We start from the raw sequence: 18,872 nt of genomic DNA, 5'->3' as shown, positions 1-18,872 counted from the left end.
GTCTGACCCCCAGTCAGCGGGGTTTGTCTTCCCGGCCTCGCGGCCGTTCCGACGTCTCAAACCTTAGCGGATCAACCCCGGCAGTTCCTAATCGGGCTGCCGAGCCCCATTCGAATTGAATTCGGACGTGCCGAATACATTCCCGAACGGGAGATCGTGCTGGTGGTTGGAGTGCCGCTTGCGCGGCGGAGGTGCCACCGCAGAACCGTTACGGCTCCGGGGCAGACAGAGAACACTACGGATCTGGCCAGGGGGTGTCAACCCGTGCTGTCAAGATTTTTTCCAGCGGGGGTACGACAGAGGCCCCCCGACCGGAGTCGGGGGGCCTCTGTGCAGGTCAGAGCGTCGGAGGTCAGACCTCGACGACAACCGGGAGGATCATCGGGCGCCGACGGTAGGTGTCGGAGACCCACTTGCCGAGCACGCGCCGGATGAGCTGCTGGAGCTGGTGGGGCTCCACGACGCCGTCCGAGGCGGACTTCTCCAGCGTCTCGGTGATCTTCGGGAGGATCTCGGCGAAGGCGGAGTCGTCGATGCCGGAGCCCCGGGCCTGGATGTGCGGGCCACCCGTGATCTTGCCGGTGGTCGAGTCCATGACCACGTAGACCGAGATGATGCCCTCGTCGCCGAGGATCTTGCGGTCCTTCAGCGCGGGCTCGCCGACCTCACCGACGGAGAGGCCGTCGACGTAGACGTAACCGGCCTGGACCTTGCCCGCGATCTTGGCCTTGCCCTTGATCAGGTCGACCGCGACGCCGTCCTCGGCGATCACGATGCGGTCGTGCGGGACGCCCGTCGCGGCGCCCAGCTCGGCGTTGGCGCGCAGATGGCGCCATTCGCCGTGCACCGGCATGAGGTTCTTCGGCTTGCAGATGTTGTAGAAGTACAGCAGCTCGCCGGCCGAGGCGTGTCCGGAGACGTGCACCTTGGCGTTGCCCTTGTGGACGACGTTGGCGCCCCAGCGGGTCAGGCCGTTGATCACGCGGTAGACCGCGTTCTCGTTGCCGGGGATGAGGGACGAGGCCAGGATGACCGTGTCGCCCTCGACGATCCGGATCTGGTGGTCGCGGTTGGCCATGCGGGACAGGGCCGCCATCGGCTCGCCCTGGGAACCCGTGCAGACCAGGACCACCTTGTCGGCGGGCAGGTCGTCCAGCTGCTTGACGTCGACGACCAGGCCCGGCGGGACCTTCAGATAGCCGAGGTCCCGCGCGATGCCCATGTTGCGGACCATGGAGCGGCCGACGAAGGCGACCTTGCGGCCGTACTTCTGGGCGGTGTCCAGGATCTGCTGGATGCGGTGCACATGGCTGGCGAAGCTCGCCACGATGATGCGGCTGTGCGCACCGGCGAAGACGTTGTCCAGCACGTTGGAGATGTCGCGCTCGGGCGGGACGAAGCCGGGTACCTCGGCGTTCGTGGAGTCCGAGAGGAGGAGGTCGATGCCCTCCTCGCTCAGGCGCGCGAAGGCGTGCAGGTCGGTCAGCCGGCCGTCCAGCGGCAGCTGGTCCATCTTGAAGTCGCCGGTGTGCACGACCATGCCGGCCGGGGTACGGATGGCGACCGCGAGGGCGTCCGGGATGGAGTGGTTCACCGCGACGAACTCGAGGTTGAACGGACCGACCTGCTCACGGTCGCCCGCCTCCACCTCAAGGGTGTACGGACGGATGCGGTGCTCCTGGAGCTTGGCCTCGATCAGCGCGAGGGTGAGCTTGGAGCCGATGAGCGGGATGTCCGGCTTCTCGCGGAGCAGGTAGGGCACGGCGCCGATGTGGTCCTCGTGGCCGTGCGTGAGGACGATGCCCTCGATGTCGTCGAGGCGGTCCCGGATGGACGAGAAGTCCGGCAGGATCAGGTCGACGCCGGGCTGCTCCTCCTCGGGGAAGAGGACGCCGCAGTCGACGATCAGCAGACGGCCGTCGTACTCGAAGACCGTCATGTTCCGGCCGATCTCACCGAGACCGCCGAGCGGAGTGACCCGCAGGCCGCCCTTGGCGAGCGGCGGCGGGGGGGCGAGTTCAGGGTGCGGATGACTCAAAAGACTCTCCTGACCACCCGCGCCACGTACCGGTGGCACGTGGCGCGGGTGACGTTCGTGCGTGCAGTTGTCGATTCAGTTGTGAGGCCGCGTGGTGCGGAAGTCTGTTGTCAGAGCTGTACCCCGCCGGCGGCGAGATCGAGCTTGAGCTGCGCGATCTCTTCGGCGGAGCACTCGACCATGGGCGCGCGCAGCGGGCCCGCGGGCAGGCCCTGGAGGGCGAGGGCGGCCTTGGTGGTCATGACGCCCTGGGTACGGAAGACGCCGGTGTAGACCGGGAGCAGCTTCTGGTGGATCTCGGTGGCCTTGACGACGTCGCCGGAGGTGTAGGCATCGACGAGCGCGCGCAGGTCCGGGGCGACCAGGTGGCCGACGACGGAGACGAAGCCGACGGCGCCGACGGACAGCAGCGGCAGGTTCAGCATGTCGTCGCCGGAGTACCAGGCGAGGCCGGAGCGGGCGATGGCCCAGCTGGCGCGGCCGAGGTCGCCCTTGGCGTCCTTGTTGGCCACGATCCGGGGGTGCGCGGCGAGGCGGACCAGCGTCTCGGTGCTGATCGGGACGCCGGAGCGGCCGGGGATGTCGTAGAGCATGACCGGCAGGCCGGTCGCGTCGGCGACGGTGGTGAAGTGCCGGTACAGGCCCTCCTGCGGGGGCTTGTTGTAGTACGGCGTGACGACCAGGAGGCCGTGGGCGCCGGCGGCCTCGGCCTGGCGGGCCAGTGCGGTGCTGTGGTGGGTGTCGTTGGTGCCGACTCCGGCGACGACGTGGGCGCGGTCGCCGACCGCCTCGATGACGGCCCGGACGAGGTCCGCTTTCTCCGCGTCGCTGGTGGTGGGGGACTCGCCGGTGGTGCCGTTGACGATCAGGCCGTCGTTGCCTGCGTCCACCAGGTGGGCGGCGAGCCGCTGCGCGCCGTCGAGGTCGAGTGCGCCGTCCGCCGTGAAGGGCGTGACCATGGCGGTGAGGACCCGCCCGAAGGGGGTCTGCGGAGTCGAGGTCGGAGCCATGGGTGACACGCTACTCGGTACTCGATCCATGGTCGCCCCGTGGGGTGCCGGGTAAGTCAGGACAAAAGAGGAGCCCGGCACTGCCTGCTCGGGGGTTCAAGCAGTGCCGGGTCCGTTTGATCAGGCTAGATGAACTTCGCTAAATGCCGCAATACGGACACTTCGCAAGGTTGCTCCGTACATCCGTTCCGTCGAGGGGAACGGGGCTTCGTTTTTACGGGGCGACGCGGCCGTTGGCGTTGAAGGCGGCGTGGGTGAGCGGCATGAGTTCCGCCCACTTGGCCTCCATCTGTTCGCCGACCATCTCGATCTCGCGCTGCGGGAAGGACGGCACCTTGGCCAGCTCGTGCTGGGTGCGCAGGCCGAGGAAGTGCATCAGGGAGCGGGCGTTGCAGGTGGCGTACATCGAGGAGTAGAGGCCGACCGGGAGGGCCGCGCGGGCGACCTCGCGGGCGACACCCTCGGCGAGCAGCTTCTGGTAGGCCGCGTACGCCTGCTCGTAGGACTCCGTCAGGGTGTCGCGCACCGTCTCGTGCTGGGCGGGGCTGCCCTCGACGAAGACGTACTTGCCCGGACGGCCCTCCTGGACCAGCTTGCGGGAGGTGTCGGGGACGTAGAAGACCGGCTCCAGCTCCCGGTAGCGGCCCGATTCCTCGTTGTAGGACCAGCCGACGCGGTGCCGCATGAACTCGCGGAAGACGAAGATCGGGGCGCTGATGAAGAAGGTCAGCGAGTTGTGCTCGAACGGGCTGCCGTGCCGGTCGCGCATCAGGTAGTTGATCAGCCCCTTGGAGCGCTCGGGGTCCTTGCCCAGCTCGTCCAGGGACTGCTCGCCGAGCGTGGAGACGCGGGCGGCGAAGAGGACATCGGCGTCCGACGCACTGGATTTCACCAGCTCGACGGTGACGTCGCTGCGGAGGGTGAGCGGCTGGGGGGTGGTCACGCGGGTCCTTCCATCACTTCCGGGTTTGCGCCCACCATACGGGGCACGCGCACCCTCTCAGGACAACCGCCACCTCACCTCAAAGATCACATCCATCGGTTTTCCGGACATGGGATCCTTTTGTGGCACTCGCACGTCTGTACCGGTGAGGTACGCCTGTATCGGCGGTGAGATCCGTCCCCGTCAGCCCCCGAGCCCCCGAGCCCCCGAGAGGAGACACATCCCCATGTTCCGTCGCCGTGAGCCCGTGCCCTTCGCCTTCCTCGCCGAAGCCGACAGGTTCCGCGGCAATGTCGCTCCCCCGCCCCGTGAGCGGGCGTCCACGGGCGAGATAGCCGGGCGCTGGCTGCTGGGGCTCACCCTCGTCGCGGGTCTGGTCGGCTCGCTGCTGCTCGGCATGCCCGCGCTCTCCACGCCCAGTACTCCGCAGGGGCCGCAGTCCCAGGCGGCGCGGGGACACTGACCCTTACGGCGGTCCATGGCTGGTGAGCGCGATCACCGGCGGATAGCCTCACCGGGCACAGCCCACGCGACCGAGTGAGGAACAGCCGTGCCCCTCCCCTTCCTGACGGCCGACCGCACCACCGAGGCGGCGCCCGAGAGCTCGCTGCCGTACGACGACCGGGACCGCTGGCGGCGGCCGTACCGTCCCGGGCCCTGGCGGGTGGGCGGAGTGGCCGTGGGGCTGCTGCTGTCGTCCTTCGTGCTGTTCGCCGCGGTGCTCATCGCCCTCACCGGTTCGGCGTCCTCCGCCGGGGCGATCTTCGGGCTGGCCTTCGCGATCATCCTCGCCGCGCTGCGGGTGCTGCGCATGGGCGTGTGGGTGAGCGAACGCGGGTTGCGCCAGGTGGGCTTCCTGACGACGCGGACGGTGCCCTGGCAGCGGGTGGTCTCGGTGCGGACCGCGCAGCAGCCGGTGCGCTGGCTGGGGCTGCCCCGCACGGTGCAGGGGCAGGCGCTGACGCTGGTGCGCGCCGACCGGGCGCCCGACGACACCGCGCCGCTGCTCACCACGCACGGCCTGGACTTCCTGAACCGGCCCGCCGGGTTCGACCGGGCGGCGGACGCGGTGGAGGCGTGGGCGGCGGAGTACCGGCCGCACTGAGCCCACGGAGAAGCCGAGCCCACGGAGAAGGGGCCGTCCCGCGCAAGTCGCGGGGCGGCCCCTTCGGCTGTCACCGGGTTCAGGCCGGTACGGGCCTGCCGTCGTGCAGGGCGATGGCGCGCTGCATCGCCTTGCGGGCGCGCGGGGTGTCGCGGGCGTCGTGGTAGGCGACGGCGAGCCGGAACCAGCTGCGCCAGTCCTCCGGGGCGGCCTCGGTCTCGGCCCTGCGGCGGGCGAAGACCTCGTCGGCCGAGTCGCGGTCGATCCGGCCGCCCGCGGTGCGCTTCAGCTCGTCGACGGGCAGGCCGCCCTCGGCGTCCAGTTCGGCGGCGAGGGCGTTGGCCCGGCGGACGAACTGGGTGTTCTTCCACAGGAACCACAGACCGATGACCGGCAGGATCAGCACCGTCACGCCGAAGGTGACGGTGAGGAGCGTGCCGGACTCGATGAGCATCACGCCCCGGCTGCCGACCAGGACGAAGTAGAAGACCAGGACGGCGGCCGTGACAAGGTAAGTGATCTTCGCGCGCATGACGGGGCTCTCAGCCGAGGTCGAGGAAGTTCTCCAGGCCGAAGGTCAGGCCCGGGGCGGACACCACACGGCGCACGCCGAGCAGGATGCCCGGCATGAAGCTGCTGTGGTGCAGGGAGTCGTGGCGGATGGTGAGGGTCTCGCCCTCGGCGCCGAGCAGCACCTCCTGGTGCGCGAGGAGGCCGCGCAGCCGGACCGCGTGCACGGGGACGCCGTCCACGTCGGCGCCGCGGGCCCCGTCCAGGGCGGTGACCGTGGCGTCGGGCGCCGGGGCCGTACCCGCCGCGCGGCGGGCCTCGGCGATGAGCTGGGCGGTGCGCGTGGCGGTGCCGGAGGGGGCGTCCACCTTGTTCGGGTGGTGCAGCTCGACGACCTCGACGGACTCGAAGTACGGCGCGGCCATCTGCGCGAACTTCATGGTGAGGACGGCGCCGATGGAGAAGTTCGGGGCGATGAGCACACCGGTCTCCGGGGACAGCTCGAGCCAGCCCTTGAGCTGTGCGAGGCGTTCCTCGGTCCAGCCGGTGGTGCCGACGACCGCGTGGATGCCGTGGCGCACGCAGAAGTCGAGGTTGCCCATGACCGAGGCCGGGGTGGTCAGCTCGACGGCGACCTGGGCGCCGGTGTCGACCAGCGTCTCCAGCTTGTCGCCCCGGCCGAGGGCGGCGACCAGTTCCATGTCCTCGGCCGCCTCGACGGCTCGTACCGCCTCGGACCCGATGCGACCGTTCGCACCCAGGACCGCCACGCGCAGCTTGCTCATCTTCCTTTTCCTTACACCCAGTTGAGACCGAGGGATCAGGCGACCGCGTCGTGCAGCCGCGCGGCCTGCTTGTCCTTGAGCGGGCCGATGACCGACAGCGACGGGCGCTGTCCCAGGATGTCGCGGGCGACCGACCGGACCTCGTCCGGGGTCACCAGGGCTATCCGGGTCAGCATCTCGTCCACCGACATCTGCTCGCCCCAGCACAGCTCGCTCTTGCCGATGCGGTTCATCAGCGCGCCGGTGTCCTCCAGGCCGAGGACGGTGGAGCCCTTGAGCTGGCCGATGGCACGGGCGATCTCGTCGTCGGTGAGACCGTGCTCGGCCACGTGGTCCAGCTCGTCGCGGCAGAGCTTGAGCACGTCGGACACCTGGCTCGGCCTGCAGCCCGCGTACACGCCGAAGAGGCCGCAGTCGGCGAAGCCGGAGGTGTACGAGTAGACGCTGTAGCAGAGGCCGCGCTTCTCGCGGACCTCCTGGAAGAGCCGGGAGGACATGCCGCCGCCGAGGGCGGTGTTCAGCACGCCCATGGCCCAGCGGCGGTCGTCGGTGCGGGCGAGGCCCGGCATCCCGAGGACGACGTGCGCCTGCTCGGTCTTGCGGCCGAGCAGCTCGACGCGTCCCGCCGCGCGGATGGCGCGGCGGCCCTCGCGCGGGGCGGCGGGCCGGGCCTCGGTGTTCGTCAGGGCGCCGGCCCGCTCGAAGGCGGCACGGACCTGGCGTACGACCTTGGCGTGGTCGATGTTGCCCGCGGCCGCGACCACGAGGCGGGTCGGGTCGTAGTGCTTCTTGTAGAAGCGGCGGATGCGGTCGGCCGTGAGGGCGTTGACCGTGTCCACGGTGCCGAGGACCGGGCGGCCGAGCGCGTTGTCACCGAACATGGTGTGCGCGAACAGGTCGTGCACGCAGTCGCCCGGGTCGTCCTCGGTCATCGCGATCTCTTCGAGGATGGCGCCGCGTTCGACGTCGACGTCCTCCTCGCGGATCAGCGAGCCGGTCAGCATGTCGCACACCACGTCGATGGCGAGCGGGAGGTCGGTGTCGAGCACGCGTGCGTAGTAGCACGTGTACTCCTTGGCGGTGAACGCGTTCATCTCGCCGCCGACCGCGTCGAGCGCGGAGGAGATGTCCAGCGCGGACCTGCGGCCGGTGCCCTTGAAGAGCAGGTGCTCCAGGTAGTGCGTCGCGCCGTTCAGCGCGGGGGTCTCGTCACGGGAGCCGACGTTCGCCCAGATGCCGAAGGTGGCCGAGCGCACGGAGGGCAGCGTCTCGGTGACGATGCGCAGGCCGCCCGGGAGGGTGGTCCTGCGGACGGTACCGATGCCGTTGGTGCCCTTGATCAGGGTTTGGGTACGGGCGACGGCCCGCACCTCCGAAGAGGTGCGGGCCGTCACCTTGAAGCCACGGGACGTCACTTGTCGGCGTCGTCCTTCTTGGTCTCGTCGCCTTCCTCGCCCTCGATCACGGGGATGAGGGAGAGCTTGCCGCGCGAGTCGATCTCGGCGATCTCGACCTGGACCTTCTGGCCCACACCGAGCACGTCCTCGACGTTCTCCACGCGCTTGCCACCGGCGAGCTTGCGGATCTGCGAGATGTGCAGCAGACCGTCCTTGCCGGGCATCAGGGAGACGAAGGCACCGAAGGTGGTGGTCTTCACGACCGTACCCAGGTAGCGCTCGCCGACCTCGGGCATCGTCGGGTTGGCGATGCTGTTGATCGTGGCGCGGGCGGCCTCGGCGGCCGGGCCGTCGGAGGCACCGATGTAGATCGTGCCGTCGTCCTCGATCGTGATCTCGGCGCCCGTGTCCTCCTGGATCTGGTTGATCATCTTGCCCTTGGGGCCGATGACCTCACCGATCTTGTCGACCGGGATCTTCACGGTGATGATCCGCGGCGCGTTCGGGGACATGGCGTCCGGCCGGTCGATGGCCTCGGTCATCACATCGAGGATGTGGAGACGGGCGTCGCGGGCCTGCTTGAGGGCCGCGGCCAGGACGGAGGCCGGGATGCCGTCCAGCTTGGTGTCGAGCTGGAGGGCGGTCACGAAGTCCTTCGTGCCGGCGACCTTGAAGTCCATGTCACCGAAGGCGTCCTCCGCACCGAGGATGTCGGTGAGGGTGACGTAGTGCGTCTCGCCGTCGGCCTGCTCGGAGATCAGGCCCATGGCGATACCGGCGACGGGGGCCTTGAGCGGCACACCGGCGTTCAGCATCGACATGGTGGAGGCGCAGACCGAGCCCATGGACGTCGAGCCGTTGGAGCCGAGGGCCTCGGACACCTGACGGATCGCGTAGGGGAACTCCTCGCGCGTCGGCAGCACCGGCACGAGGGCGCGCTCGGCGAGGGCGCCGTGGCCGATCTCGCGGCGCTTCGGGGAACCGACGCGGCCGGTCTCGCCGACGGAGTACGGCGGGAAGTTGTAGTTGTGCATGTAGCGCTTGCGGGTCACCGGGGAGAGGGTGTCCAGCTGCTGCTCCATGCGGAGCATGTTCAGGGTGGTGATGCCCAGGATCTGGGTCTCGCCACGCTCGAACAGCGCCGAGCCGTGCACACGCGGGATGGCCTCGACCTCGGCGGCGAGCGTACGGATGTCCGTGACGCCGCGGCCGTCGATGCGCTTCTTCTCCTTGATCACACGCTCGCGGACCAGCTGCTTGGTCAGCGAACGGTAAGCGGCGGAGATCTCCTTCTCGCGGCCCTCGAACTTCGGCAGCAGCTTCTCGGCGGCCAGACCCTTGACGCGGTCCAGCTCGGCCTCGCGCTCCTGCTTGCCCGCGATCGTGAGGGCCTGGGCCAGCTCCGGCTGGACGGCCTTCTTCAGCGCCTCGTACACGTCGTCCTGGTAGTCCAGGAAGATCGGGAACTCGCCCTCGGGCTTCGCGGCCTTGGAGGCGAGGTCGGACTGGGCACGGCACAGCACCTTGATGAAGGGCTTGGCGGCCTCGAGACCGGCGGCGACGACCTCCTCGGTCGGCGCCTCGGCACCGCCCTCGACGAGCTTGATCGTCTGGTCGGTGGCCTCGGCCTCGACCATCATGATCGCGACGTCGCCGTCCTCCAGGACGCGGCCGGCGACCACCATGTCGAAGACGGCGTCCTCGAGCTCGGTGTGCGTCGGGAACGCGACCCACTGGCCGCGGATCAGCGCGACGCGGACGCCGCCGATCGGGCCGGAGAAGGGCAGGCCGGCCAGCTGCGTCGACGCGGACGCGGCGTTGATCGCCACGACGTCGTACAGGTGGTCGGGGTTGAGCGCCATGATCGTGGCGACGACCTGGATCTCGTTGCGCAGGCCCTTCTTGAAGGACGGGCGCAGCGGGCGGTCGATCAGGCGGCAGGTGAGGATCGCGTCCTCGGAGGGGCGGCCCTCACGGCGGAAGAAGCTGCCGGGGATCTTGCCGGCGGCGTACATCCGCTCCTCGACGTCCACCGTGAGGGGGAAGAAGTCGAGCTGGTCCTTGGGGGCCTTGGAGGCGGTGGTGGCCGACAGCACCATGGTGTCGTCGTCCAGGTACGCCACGGCGGAGCCGGCGGCCTGCTTGGCCAGGCGGCCCGTCTCGAAGCGGATGGTGCGGGTGCCGAAGGAGCCGTTGTCGATGACGGCCTCGGCGTAGTGGGTCTCGTTCTCCACTAGCGTTTTCTCCTCGTCTTCGTCCCGCTCGCCCGTGTGGCGGGGGGACGGTGGTGGGAGAAGCGCCCCTTTGGTGCGGGCCGGTCTTCGATCGAAGCACCCGGGGCGTCTTCCCCCCGGGGGCCACTACCGAGGACCGGCGGCGGCGAGGTGCGCGTCTCCCTCGTTCTGTGTCGTACGTGATGCGTTGTGTGCCAACACCCTACAAAGGGGGAGTGACACTCCGCACGTTTCCGCACGTACAGCAAAGGGAGCGGCTCCCGATCCTCATCGGGAACCGCTCCCTTCGTGGCGTCTTACTTGGCGCCGCCGGCCGCACCGCGGCGGATGCCGAGGCGGTCGACCAGGGCACGGAAGCGCTGGATGTCCTTCTTGGCCAGGTACTGCAGCAGGCGGCGACGCTGGCCGACCAGGATCAGCAGACCACGGCGGGAGTGGTGGTCGTGCTTGTGGGCCTTGAGGTGCTCGGTCAGGTCGGAGATCCGACGCGAGAGCATGGCGACCTGGACCTCGGGGGAGCCGGTGTCGCCCTCCTTCTGGCCGAACTCGGCGATGATCTGCTTCTTCGTAGCGGCGTCGAGCGACACGCTTACTCCTCGGGTTCTTGAGTTGCCCTTCGAGTGCCCCCGGTCTGACTCTCGGGGGTGCTTCCGTGACTCGGAGGGCGGGGAGCCGTCGGGCGCGGCCTCCGGAGCGGGTGCTGCGAGGCATCTGCTGCGGGGGCGCTGACACGAACGGCCGTCACTCAGGGTACCAGGGGGTCGCGGGGGCTCCGGCCGGGGTTTCGGGCGGTGGCCCGCCCGGGGCGGCCGGGTGCGGCCGTCCGGGTCACGGGGCGATGCTCTCGACGCCGACCGCCACGTTGGACAGCTCGCCCAGGTGGCCCTTGTCGGTCGGGCCGTAGACGCTGGTCGCGGCGAGGAAGAGGCGGCCGTGCTCGTAGAGGATGTCGTCCCGCGTGGGGTCGTCGGTCCCGGCGAGGTCGTCGGGGTTCGCGCCGAAGAGCAGCAGCGGGCGTTCCTCGCCGGTGGCCGGGTCGAGGGAGACCACGGCGGAGGGGGTGAAGCCGCTGCCCTCACGGTAGGCGATGAGGTGGTCCCCGTTGGTCCTGAGCGGGGTCATGGCGCCGGCGGGCGAGGCGAAGCGGCGCCCACTCTTCCCGGTGGCCAGGTCGAAGGAGACGATGTCGTCGTCCACGGGGAGGTACAGCTCTCGGGGGCCGACCACGACCGACCGGCAGCTCTCCACCACGGCGCTGAAGGGGCGGTCGCAGCCGACGGGCATGTGGGTGTCGGCCAGCCGGATCGTGCCGCGCGCCCGGCCGTGCTCGTCGAGCGGGATCAGATGGCTCACCTGGACGTCCCCGGCGGCGACGGCGATCACGGCGGGGGCGGCGGAGGCGAGATAGACGGCCTCGATGCCCTCGCCGACGCGGTACGTCCAGCGGGTGCGGCCGGTGTGGGCGTCGACGCGTTCGACGCGGAAGCGGGGACCCGCCGAGTCGCCGCAGCGGACGAGGGCGAGCAGCGCGGAGCCGCCCGCGAAGCCGGAGTCCGCGCAGGTGCCCCGGGCGGAGCGGGTCCACAGGCGCTTGCCGCTCGTGGTGTCGTACGCGGCGGATCCCTGGTCGCCCGCCACGGCCACGGCGCCGTCGGTCATCGTCACGTTGACGTTGCCCGCCGGGGCGTCGGCGGTGCCGAGCCGGGTCTCCCAGCGCTTCTTCCCGGTGTCCAGGTCGATGACGGCGAGCCGGTCGCAGGGGGCGCCGAGGCTCTGGCCCGGGTCCACGCGCTCCCCCGCGTAGGCGACGGCCGTCCAGCCCGCCGCGCTGACGTGCCGGGTGGTCGCGCACAGGGGGCCGGGGAACGTCAGGGTCCAGGCGGGGCGGTCGCCCTTCGCGTCGGTCGCGTTCTCCTTGGTGAGGGAGAAGCCCTTGACCGTGTTGACGAGCCCCTTGGCGAAGACCTTGTCCGTCGCCCAGGCGCCGAGGGCGTCGGCGGTGGCGCCGACCTGGCGGATCTCTTCGCGGTACTGCACCGCCGCCCTGCCCTCGACCGAGCGGGGCCCGGTCTCGACCGTACGGCGGACCGCGTCCGGGGCCTGCGCGGCCGACGCGGGCCGGGCGTCGTCTCCTGGTATGCCTCCGCTGCCGGACCAGGCCCAGACGGCCAGGGAGGCGACCACGGCGGCGGCCGCCCCGCCGAGGAGCAGCCGGGTACGACGGCGACGGCGCTGTTGGTCGACCGCGAGGGTGGAGGCGGTGAAGGCGGAGGGCGGGGGTGAGGTCATCGGGGTCCTTTCCAGGGCGTCGGGGCGGGGCTGCTCCGCAGGGGGCTCTTCCGGGCCGGGTGGGGTGCCGCATCGCGCCTGGGCGGGACCGCCAGGGCGAAACGGTGCTCGGCCCCAGCGGTCCCGCCACGAGGAGGCGCCGTAGCGGACGCCCCACGTCACCTCCACCGAAGCCCTCTGCCGTCCACCGCCTCCGCACGTGTGGTCCGCCCCTGAATCCAGGACCGCCCGGAACCCCGGCCAGTAGGGTGACTTCACAGTTCGCCGGTACGGATGGAAGGACGACGGCCGCGATGACCGACGCCGAGGACACGGAACTGAAGGCTCGTAAGGAACGGGAGCGGGACGAGCTGTACGCGGTCGACATCTCGGGGCTGGAGTGGCACTCCGCGCCGGGTACCGAGGAGCACGAGGAGCGGGTGGAGATCGCGTACATGCCCGAGGGTGCGGTGGCGATGCGGTCCTCGCTGGACCCGGACACGGTGCTGCGCTACACCGAGGCCGAGTGGCGGGCCTTCGTACTGGGGGCGCGGGACGGGGAGTTCGACCTGCGGCCGATGGAGCACAACGGCGGCCTGGAGGCGCAGGAGCGGTTCCGGGCCGAGGCCGAGGAGGCTCGGGCCGGGGAGGTCTGAGCGCGTCGCGTACGACTCGACGGGGGACCGGGGTGGTGAACTCCGGTCCCCCGTCGAGTTATTTGCTGGTCATCGCCCGCACGGTGGCGTAGACGTCGAAGACGGCGAGGGTGAGCGGGATCAGCGTCAGCAGGACGAAGCCCTCGCAGATCTCCAGGAAGCGGCCCCAGAACGGGGTCAGGGCGCCGCGCGCGAGGACCAGGCCGAGGCCGGTGAAGAGCGCGGCGGCGGCGCCGATGACGGCGATGAGCCAGACGGTGCGGATGTCGAGGTCGGTGCGGTCGCCCGCGAGGGCCGCGCGCATCACCGACGGGGGCGGGTTGAGGGCGAGGCCGAGGCCGAGCAGGACCAGGGTGCCGAGGCCCGCCGCGAGGACGGAGGCGACCTGCGCGGTGTAGCGGAAGAGCTGGGCGCGCATCAGCAGGGCGACACCGGCGGCGAGCGCGAGGAGTTGGGCCCACACGTTGTCGGAGAAGCCGAGGACCGCTCCGGCGCCGACGGCGAGGAGGGCACAGCCGCCGACCAGTCCGACGAGGATCTCGTGGCCGCGCCGGGCCTGTGCCTCGACGCGCTCCGTGTCCACGGGCTCGGGGGCCGCGGTCTCGGTGCCGTAAGCGGTGGCGCGGGGCGCGGAGTTGGGCGCCTCGAAGCCGATCGGGAGCCGGGCGATGCGCATGGACAGGCCGGGCAGGAAGGCCAGGGCGCCGACGGCGACGGTGGCGCACAGGGCGGCCGTCTCGGTCGGGGCCCAGTCGGCCAGGGTGGCGACGAAGACGGCCACGAGGGCGACGCCGGAGGCGAACACGAAGGCCACGAACGGGCCGTCGCGGTGCGGGGAGACGAGCGCGAGGACGAGCGAGGCGACGAGCACGGCGGCGCACGCCAGCAGGAACTGGAGTCTGCCGATGCCCTCGCCGCCGCTGAGCGGCAGCAGGCCGCTGCCCGCGACGCCGATGCCGGGCAGCGCGCCGAGGCCGAGGGCGACGGAGGAGGCGCGGTCGTCGTAGACGCGGGCGCGGACGGCGGACAGGACGACCAGCAGGACGCCGGTGACGGCGGCGAGGATGCCGGCCAGGCCGTTCATGTCGTGGCGCGGGTCGGCGGTCCAGGCCACGAAGGCGAGCAGGGCGGGCAGGACGCCGCCGCCGATCAGGCCCGCGGTCCGGGTGAGGTCGCCGCTCCAGAGCCGGTGCTGCCTGGTGACGGCGGCCGCGACGGCCTCGGCCACGTCGTCGAAGACGGCCGGGGGCAGGGACTCCGCGAAGGGGCGCAGGGTGAGGAGTTCGCCGTCGAGGATGCGCTGGGCGGCGAAGGAGCGGGAGCTGTCCAGCACGGTGCCGTCGGTGCGGACGAGGTGGTAGCCGACCGGGGCGCCCGTCTCGGGGCTCTGCCGGGCGAGCCGGAGGATCTCCGGACAGAGGTCGGCGACGGGCACGTCGTCGGGGAGTGCCACGTCGATGCGGCTGTCCGGGGCGACGATGGTGACCCGGCAGAAGCCGAGTCCCGTACCGGCCCCGGCCGGTGTTCCGGTCCCGGGTCCGCCGGTTGCGGCGGCCGTCATGCTCACCTGTCTGCTCCCCCTCGGTGATGGTGGCGACGCGTTCCGCTCCGTGACGGTGACGCGTCCGTGTGGTGAAGGTCCTGTACCGTTCGCTCCCGCGTCCGCCGCGGGTGCGGCGGCAGACCCGCCGTACGGCCGGATTCCGGGCCCCTCCCGCGCGGGGATGAGGCGAGTTGCCCCGGTTTCTCCGGTCGCGTCGACGTGTGCTCACGCGAACATCCGGCACCCTACCGCTCACCCGCGCGCCGTGAACTCAGTAGGATCGCGCGGCGGCCCGCGTCCGCCGGATACGGGGCGGCGGACGGAAAGCCGGGGTCGGGCAAGGGAATTGGTGAGCAGTGAGCCAGATTGTCGTCAAACGCCCGCCTCGGGCGCTTCCGTCCGAAGTGCCGACGGAGGAGATCGCCGTCCAGCCGCCGCCGGAGCTGCCGCGCGGGCATCAGGAGAGCGTGCTGATGCAGTTGCTGCCCACGCTCGGCATGGGTGGCTCCGTGGTCTTCTTCTTCACGAACGGCCAGCCGTTCATGAAGATCATGGGAATGATCATGATCGCCTCGACGGTCGCCATGTCCGTCGCGATGGTGGTCCGCTTCCGGCGCGGCTCCCAGGGCCAGTTGGCCGACATGCGCCGTGACTACCTGAGCTATCTCTCGCAGACCCGCAAGAACGCCGTACGCACCGCGCGGGCGCAGCGGGACGCGCAGTACTACCTGCACCCCTCCCCCGAGCAGCTGTGGGCGCTGGTCGCCGAGGGCAGCCGGGTGTGGGAACGGCGGGCGGGCGACGAGGACTTCGCGCACGTGCGCATCGGGCTCGGCCCGCAGCCACTGGCGACTCCGCTGATCGCGCCGGAGACCGGTCCGGTCGAGCAGCTGGAGCCGCTGACCGCGGGCGCCATGCAGCGCTTCGTCGCGGCGCACGGCACGCTCGGCGACCTGCCGATGGCCGTCTCGCTGCGCGCCTTCTCGCACGTCGTCCTCAGCGGCGAACCGGACTCCGTACGGGCCTGCGCCCGCGCCCTGGTGGGCTCGCTGGCCTCGCTGCACTCCCCCGAGGACCTGATCGTCGCGGTGGCCGCCGGGCGCGAGGCGCTGCCGCGCTGGGACTGGGCGAAGTGGCTGCCGCACGCGCAGGCCCCCGGCGCGGTGGACGGCGCGGGCAGCCGCCGCCTGATCGGATCGGACGTCCGCGAGCTGGAGGACCTGCTGGCGACCCGGCTCACCGGTCGCCCCCGCTTCCACCCGGACGCGGCGCCGCTCCTTGACGAGCCGCACATCGTGATCGTCCTGGACGACCTCTCCCTGCTGCCCGACTCCGTGCTCGCCTCGGCCGACGGCCTGCAGGGCGTCACGCTGGTCGAGGTGGCGCCGGGCGAGCCCACCGGCATGGCGGGCGACCTGTCCGTCGTCGTACGGCCCGGCACGCTGCACCTGGAGTCCGGCCACGGGATCGTCTACGAGGGCACTCCGGACGCCCTCTCCCCCGAGTCCGCCGAGGCGCTGGCCCGCCAGCTCGCGCCGCTGCGGATGGCCTCGGGCGGGGACGACGACGAACCGCTGCTCGCCAACCTGGAGTTCACCGATCTGCTCGGGCTCGGCGACGCCGCCTCCGTCGACACCAAGCGGACCTGGCGGCAGCGCGCGCTGGCCGAGCGGCTGCGCGTGCCGATCGGTCTCGGCGAGGACGGCCGCCCGGTCATGCTGGACCTCAAGGAGGCCGCGCAGGAGGGCATGGGCCCGCACGGTCTGTGCGTCGGCGCGACCGGTTCCGGCAAGTCGGAGCTGCTGCGCACGCTGGTGCTCGGCCTCGCCGTCACGCACTCCTCGGAGACCCTGAACTTCGTCCTGGCCGACTTCAAGGGCGGCGCGACCTTCGCGGGCATGTCGCAGATGCCGCACGTCGCCGCCGTCATCACCAACCTGGCCGACGACCTCACCCTGGTCGACCGCATGGGCGACTCCATCCGCGGCGAGCTGAACCGCCGCCAGGAGATGCTGCGCGACGCGGGCAACTACGCCAACATCCACGACTACGAGAAGGCGCGCGCCGCCGGTGCGCCCCTGCAGCCGATCCCCTCGCTGGTCCTGGTGATCGACGAGTTCAGCGAACTCCTCACCGCCAAGCCGGACTTCATCGAGATGTTCGTGCAGATCGGCCGCATCGGCCGCTCGCTCGGCGTGCATCTGCTGCTGGCCTCGCAGCGCCTGGAGGAGGGCCGGCTGCGCGGTCTGGAGACGTATCTGTCGTACCGGATCGGTCTGCGGACCTTCTCCGCCGCCGAGTCCCGCGCGGCCCTCGGCGTCCCGGACGCCTACGAGCTGCCGAACGTGCCCGGTTCCGGCTTCCTGAAGTTCGGCACGGACGAGATGGTGCGCTTCAAGGCGGCGTACGTCTCCGGGGTGTACCGCTCGGGGCCGCAGGGCGCGGCCGCGCTGTCCGGCGGTCCGCTGCCGGTGGACCGGCGCCCGGTGCTGTTCACGGCGGCCGAGGTGCCCGTGCACTACGCCGCCGTGCCCCAGCCGCGCACCGAGTCCGTCAAGGACGTGGACGACGCGCTCGCCGACACCGTGCTCGACGTCATCGTGCGCCGTCTGGAGGCACAGGGACCGGCCGCGCACCAGGTGTGGCTGCCGCCGCTGGAGAGCCCGCCCGCGCTCGACGCGCTGCTGCCGGGCCTCGCCCCGGTGCCGGGACGCGGTCTCACCCAGCCCGACTACGAGGGCGCCGGCCGTCTGATCGTCCCCGCCGGTCTGGTCGACAAGCCGTACGAGCAGCGGCGCGACCGGCTCATGCTGGACTTCTCCGGCGCGGCCGGACACATGCAGATCCTCGGTGGCCCACAGTCCGGCAAGTCCACGCTGCTGCGCAGCCTGATCTGCTCCTTCGCGCTCACGCACACCCCGCAGGAAGTGCAGTTCTACGGCCTCGACTTCGGTGGTGGCGGGCTCTCGGCCGTGGCCGGGCTCCCTCACGTCGGCGGGATCGCCTCGCGCCTGGACCCGGAGCGGGTGCGGCGCACGGTCTCCGAGGTGTACGGCGTCCTCACCCGCCGCGAGGAGTACTTCCGCTCGGCGGGCATCCCCTCGATCGCCGAGTTCCGGGCCCGCCGGGCGCGCGGTGACATCTCGGTCGCCGACCAGCCCTGGGGCGACGTCTTCCTCGTCATCGACGGCTGGGGCAACTTCCGTACCGACTACGAGGGTCTGGAGCAGGCCGTCCTGGACATCGCCGCGCGCGGTCTGGGTTACGGCATCCACGTCGTCATCACGGCGTCGCGCTCCATGGAGGTCCGGGCGAACCTCAAGGACCACCTGATGAACCGGCTCGAACTGCGGCTCGGTGACGTCATGGACTCCGAGGTCGACCGCAAGGTCGCGGCGAACGTGCCCGCGGGTGTGCCGGGACGCGGTCTGTCCCCGCAGAAGCTGCACTTCATGGCGGCGGTGCCGCGCATCGACGGCCTGACCTCCGACACCGACCTGGCGGACGCCACGGCCGCGCTGACCACCGAGGTCTCCCGCCACTGGCAGGGCCCGGGCGCGCCCGAAGTACGCCTTCTTCCCCGGCAGTTGGAGGCGTCCGAGCTGCCCTCGGGCGACCGTTTCCCGAAGCAGGGGATCGCCTTCGCGCTCGACGAGGAGAACCTGGAGCCGGTGTTCCTCGACTTCGAGCAGGACCCGTTCTTCCTGGTCTTCGGCGAGAGCGAGTCCGGCAAGTCCAACCTGCTCCGGCTGCTGATCGAGCAGCTGACCCGGCGGTACGGCGGCGACGAGGCGAAATTCTTCGTCGTCGACAACCGGCGCTCCCTGCTGGACGTCACCCCGGCGACCCACCTGGCCGAGTACATCCCCATGTCCAGCCAGATGGACCACCACATGACGGCCCTCGCCGACCTCATGCAGCGCCGTACCCCGACCGCCGACGTGACCGCGCAGCAACTCCGCGAGCGCAGCTGGTGGCGGGGCCCGCAGGTCTTCGTCGTCATCGACGACTACGACCTCGTCTCCACCTCCACCGGCAACCCCCTCGCGGGCCTCACCGAGATGCTCCCCTTCGCCCGCGACGTCGGCGTCCGCTTCATCATCGCCCGCTCCTCCGCGGGCGCGAGCCGCGCCTCCTACGAGCCCGTCCTCCAGCGCATGAAGGAACTCGGCGCCCAGGGCCTCATCCTGTCCGGCGACCCGGGCGAGGGCGACATCCTCGGCGGCGTCCGGCCGCGTCCGATGCCCGCGGGACGGGGCGTCTTCGTGTCGCGGAAGCGGGGGAAGCCGTTGGTGCAGACGGGGTGGGTGGAGGTGGAGTACTAGGCGGGTGCCGGTCGTGGGGTGACGGGGCCGCGTCTCGGCGGCGCGGCATGGGAGAAAC

Annotated in this window: 14 protein-coding genes; 4 read left to right on the top strand and 10 right to left on the bottom strand. The window is 71.2% G+C overall.

The genetic code is table 11. From position 1 onward, the window contains the following. Positions 1 to 352: 352 nt before the first annotated feature. The 3 genes from GTW40_RS10640 to thyX all read right to left on the bottom strand — a co-directional run bounded on the left by GTW40_RS10640 (position 353) and on the right by thyX (position 3,991). Positions 353 to 2,038, bottom strand: coding sequence for a ribonuclease J (locus GTW40_RS10640; protein ID WP_161179919.1), 1,686 nt, complete (start codon positions 2,036 to 2,038; stop codon positions 353 to 355). Positions 2,039 to 2,148: 110 nt separating this feature from the next. Next, entirely contained in the window at positions 2,149 to 3,048 is a 900-nt protein-coding gene (gene dapA, locus GTW40_RS10635) for a 4-hydroxy-tetrahydrodipicolinate synthase (RefSeq protein ID WP_161179918.1), read from the bottom strand. 214 nt (positions 3,049 to 3,262) lie between these two features. After that, positions 3,263 to 3,991 carry an FAD-dependent thymidylate synthase gene (gene thyX, locus GTW40_RS10630; protein ID WP_161179917.1) on the bottom strand — a complete coding sequence of 243 codons (729 nt, stop codon included), beginning with the start codon at positions 3,989 to 3,991 and terminating at the stop codon, positions 3,263 to 3,265. Between the two features lie 226 nt (positions 3,992 to 4,217). On the opposite strand from thyX, the gene GTW40_RS10625 reads away from it, so the two are divergent. After that, positions 4,218 to 4,454 carry a hypothetical protein gene (locus tag GTW40_RS10625; RefSeq protein ID WP_161179916.1) on the top strand — a complete coding sequence of 79 codons (237 nt, stop codon included), beginning with the start codon at positions 4,218 to 4,220 and terminating at the stop codon, positions 4,452 to 4,454. Positions 4,455 to 4,541: 87 nt separating this feature from the next. After that, a complete protein-coding gene (locus GTW40_RS10620; RefSeq protein WP_161179915.1) occupies positions 4,542 to 5,096 on the top strand; it encodes a hypothetical protein in 555 nt (184 codons plus the stop codon). Between the two features lie 79 nt (positions 5,097 to 5,175). Here GTW40_RS10620 and GTW40_RS10615 read toward each other — a convergent pair whose 3' ends face one another. The 6 genes from GTW40_RS10615 to GTW40_RS10590 all read right to left on the bottom strand — a co-directional run bounded on the left by GTW40_RS10615 (position 5,176) and on the right by GTW40_RS10590 (position 12,311). Continuing rightward, entirely contained in the window at positions 5,176 to 5,628 is a 453-nt protein-coding gene (locus GTW40_RS10615) for a hypothetical protein (protein WP_161179914.1), read from the bottom strand. A gap of 10 nt (positions 5,629 to 5,638) precedes the next feature. Continuing rightward, positions 5,639 to 6,391 (bottom strand): 4-hydroxy-tetrahydrodipicolinate reductase, encoded by a 753-nt coding sequence (dapB, locus tag GTW40_RS10610; protein WP_161179913.1) that lies wholly within the window; start codon positions 6,389 to 6,391, stop codon positions 5,639 to 5,641. Between the two features lie 35 nt (positions 6,392 to 6,426). Next, the gene (locus GTW40_RS10605; RefSeq protein ID WP_161179912.1) at positions 6,427 to 7,806 is read right to left on the bottom strand and encodes a pitrilysin family protein; all 1,380 of its coding nucleotides are present in this window, start codon (positions 7,804 to 7,806) and stop codon (positions 6,427 to 6,429) included. Beyond that, a complete protein-coding gene (locus GTW40_RS10600; RefSeq protein WP_161179911.1) occupies positions 7,803 to 10,022 on the bottom strand; it encodes a polyribonucleotide nucleotidyltransferase in 2,220 nt (739 codons plus the stop codon). Before GTW40_RS10600 ends, GTW40_RS10605 begins: the two co-directional genes overlap by 4 nt. A gap of 296 nt (positions 10,023 to 10,318) precedes the next feature. Beyond that, a complete protein-coding gene (gene rpsO, locus GTW40_RS10595) occupies positions 10,319 to 10,609 on the bottom strand; it encodes a 30S ribosomal protein S15 (RefSeq protein ID WP_018544879.1) in 291 nt (96 codons plus the stop codon). Positions 10,610 to 10,850: 241 nt separating this feature from the next. Then, positions 10,851 to 12,311 carry a PQQ-binding-like beta-propeller repeat protein gene (locus GTW40_RS10590; RefSeq protein WP_161179910.1) on the bottom strand — a complete coding sequence of 487 codons (1,461 nt, stop codon included), beginning with the start codon at positions 12,309 to 12,311 and terminating at the stop codon, positions 10,851 to 10,853. A 293-nt stretch (positions 12,312 to 12,604) separates the two neighbouring features. On the opposite strand from GTW40_RS10590, the gene GTW40_RS10585 reads away from it, so the two are divergent. Beyond that, entirely contained in the window at positions 12,605 to 12,946 is a 342-nt protein-coding gene (locus tag GTW40_RS10585) for a DUF397 domain-containing protein (protein WP_161179909.1), read from the top strand. A gap of 58 nt (positions 12,947 to 13,004) precedes the next feature. Here the strand turns inward: GTW40_RS10585 and eccD are convergent, their stop codons facing one another. Further along, the gene (gene eccD / locus GTW40_RS10580; protein ID WP_161179908.1) at positions 13,005 to 14,507 is read right to left on the bottom strand and encodes a type VII secretion integral membrane protein EccD; all 1,503 of its coding nucleotides are present in this window, start codon (positions 14,505 to 14,507) and stop codon (positions 13,005 to 13,007) included. 338 nt (positions 14,508 to 14,845) lie between these two features. Between eccD and eccCa the strand changes: the two genes are divergently transcribed. Next, complete coding sequence (gene eccCa / locus GTW40_RS10570) at positions 14,846 to 18,814, top strand: type VII secretion protein EccCa (protein WP_161179906.1); 3,969 nt, start codon at positions 14,846 to 14,848, stop codon at positions 18,812 to 18,814. Positions 18,815 to 18,872 lie beyond the last annotated feature (58 nt).

Origin of the sequence: Streptomyces sp. SID4985, from assembly GCF_009863025.1 — a bacterium.
GTDB lineage: Bacteria > Actinomycetota > Actinomycetes > Streptomycetales > Streptomycetaceae > Streptomyces.
The sequence above is the reverse complement of the archived record's forward strand: the minus strand, read 5'-3'. Positions and strand labels throughout refer to the sequence as shown.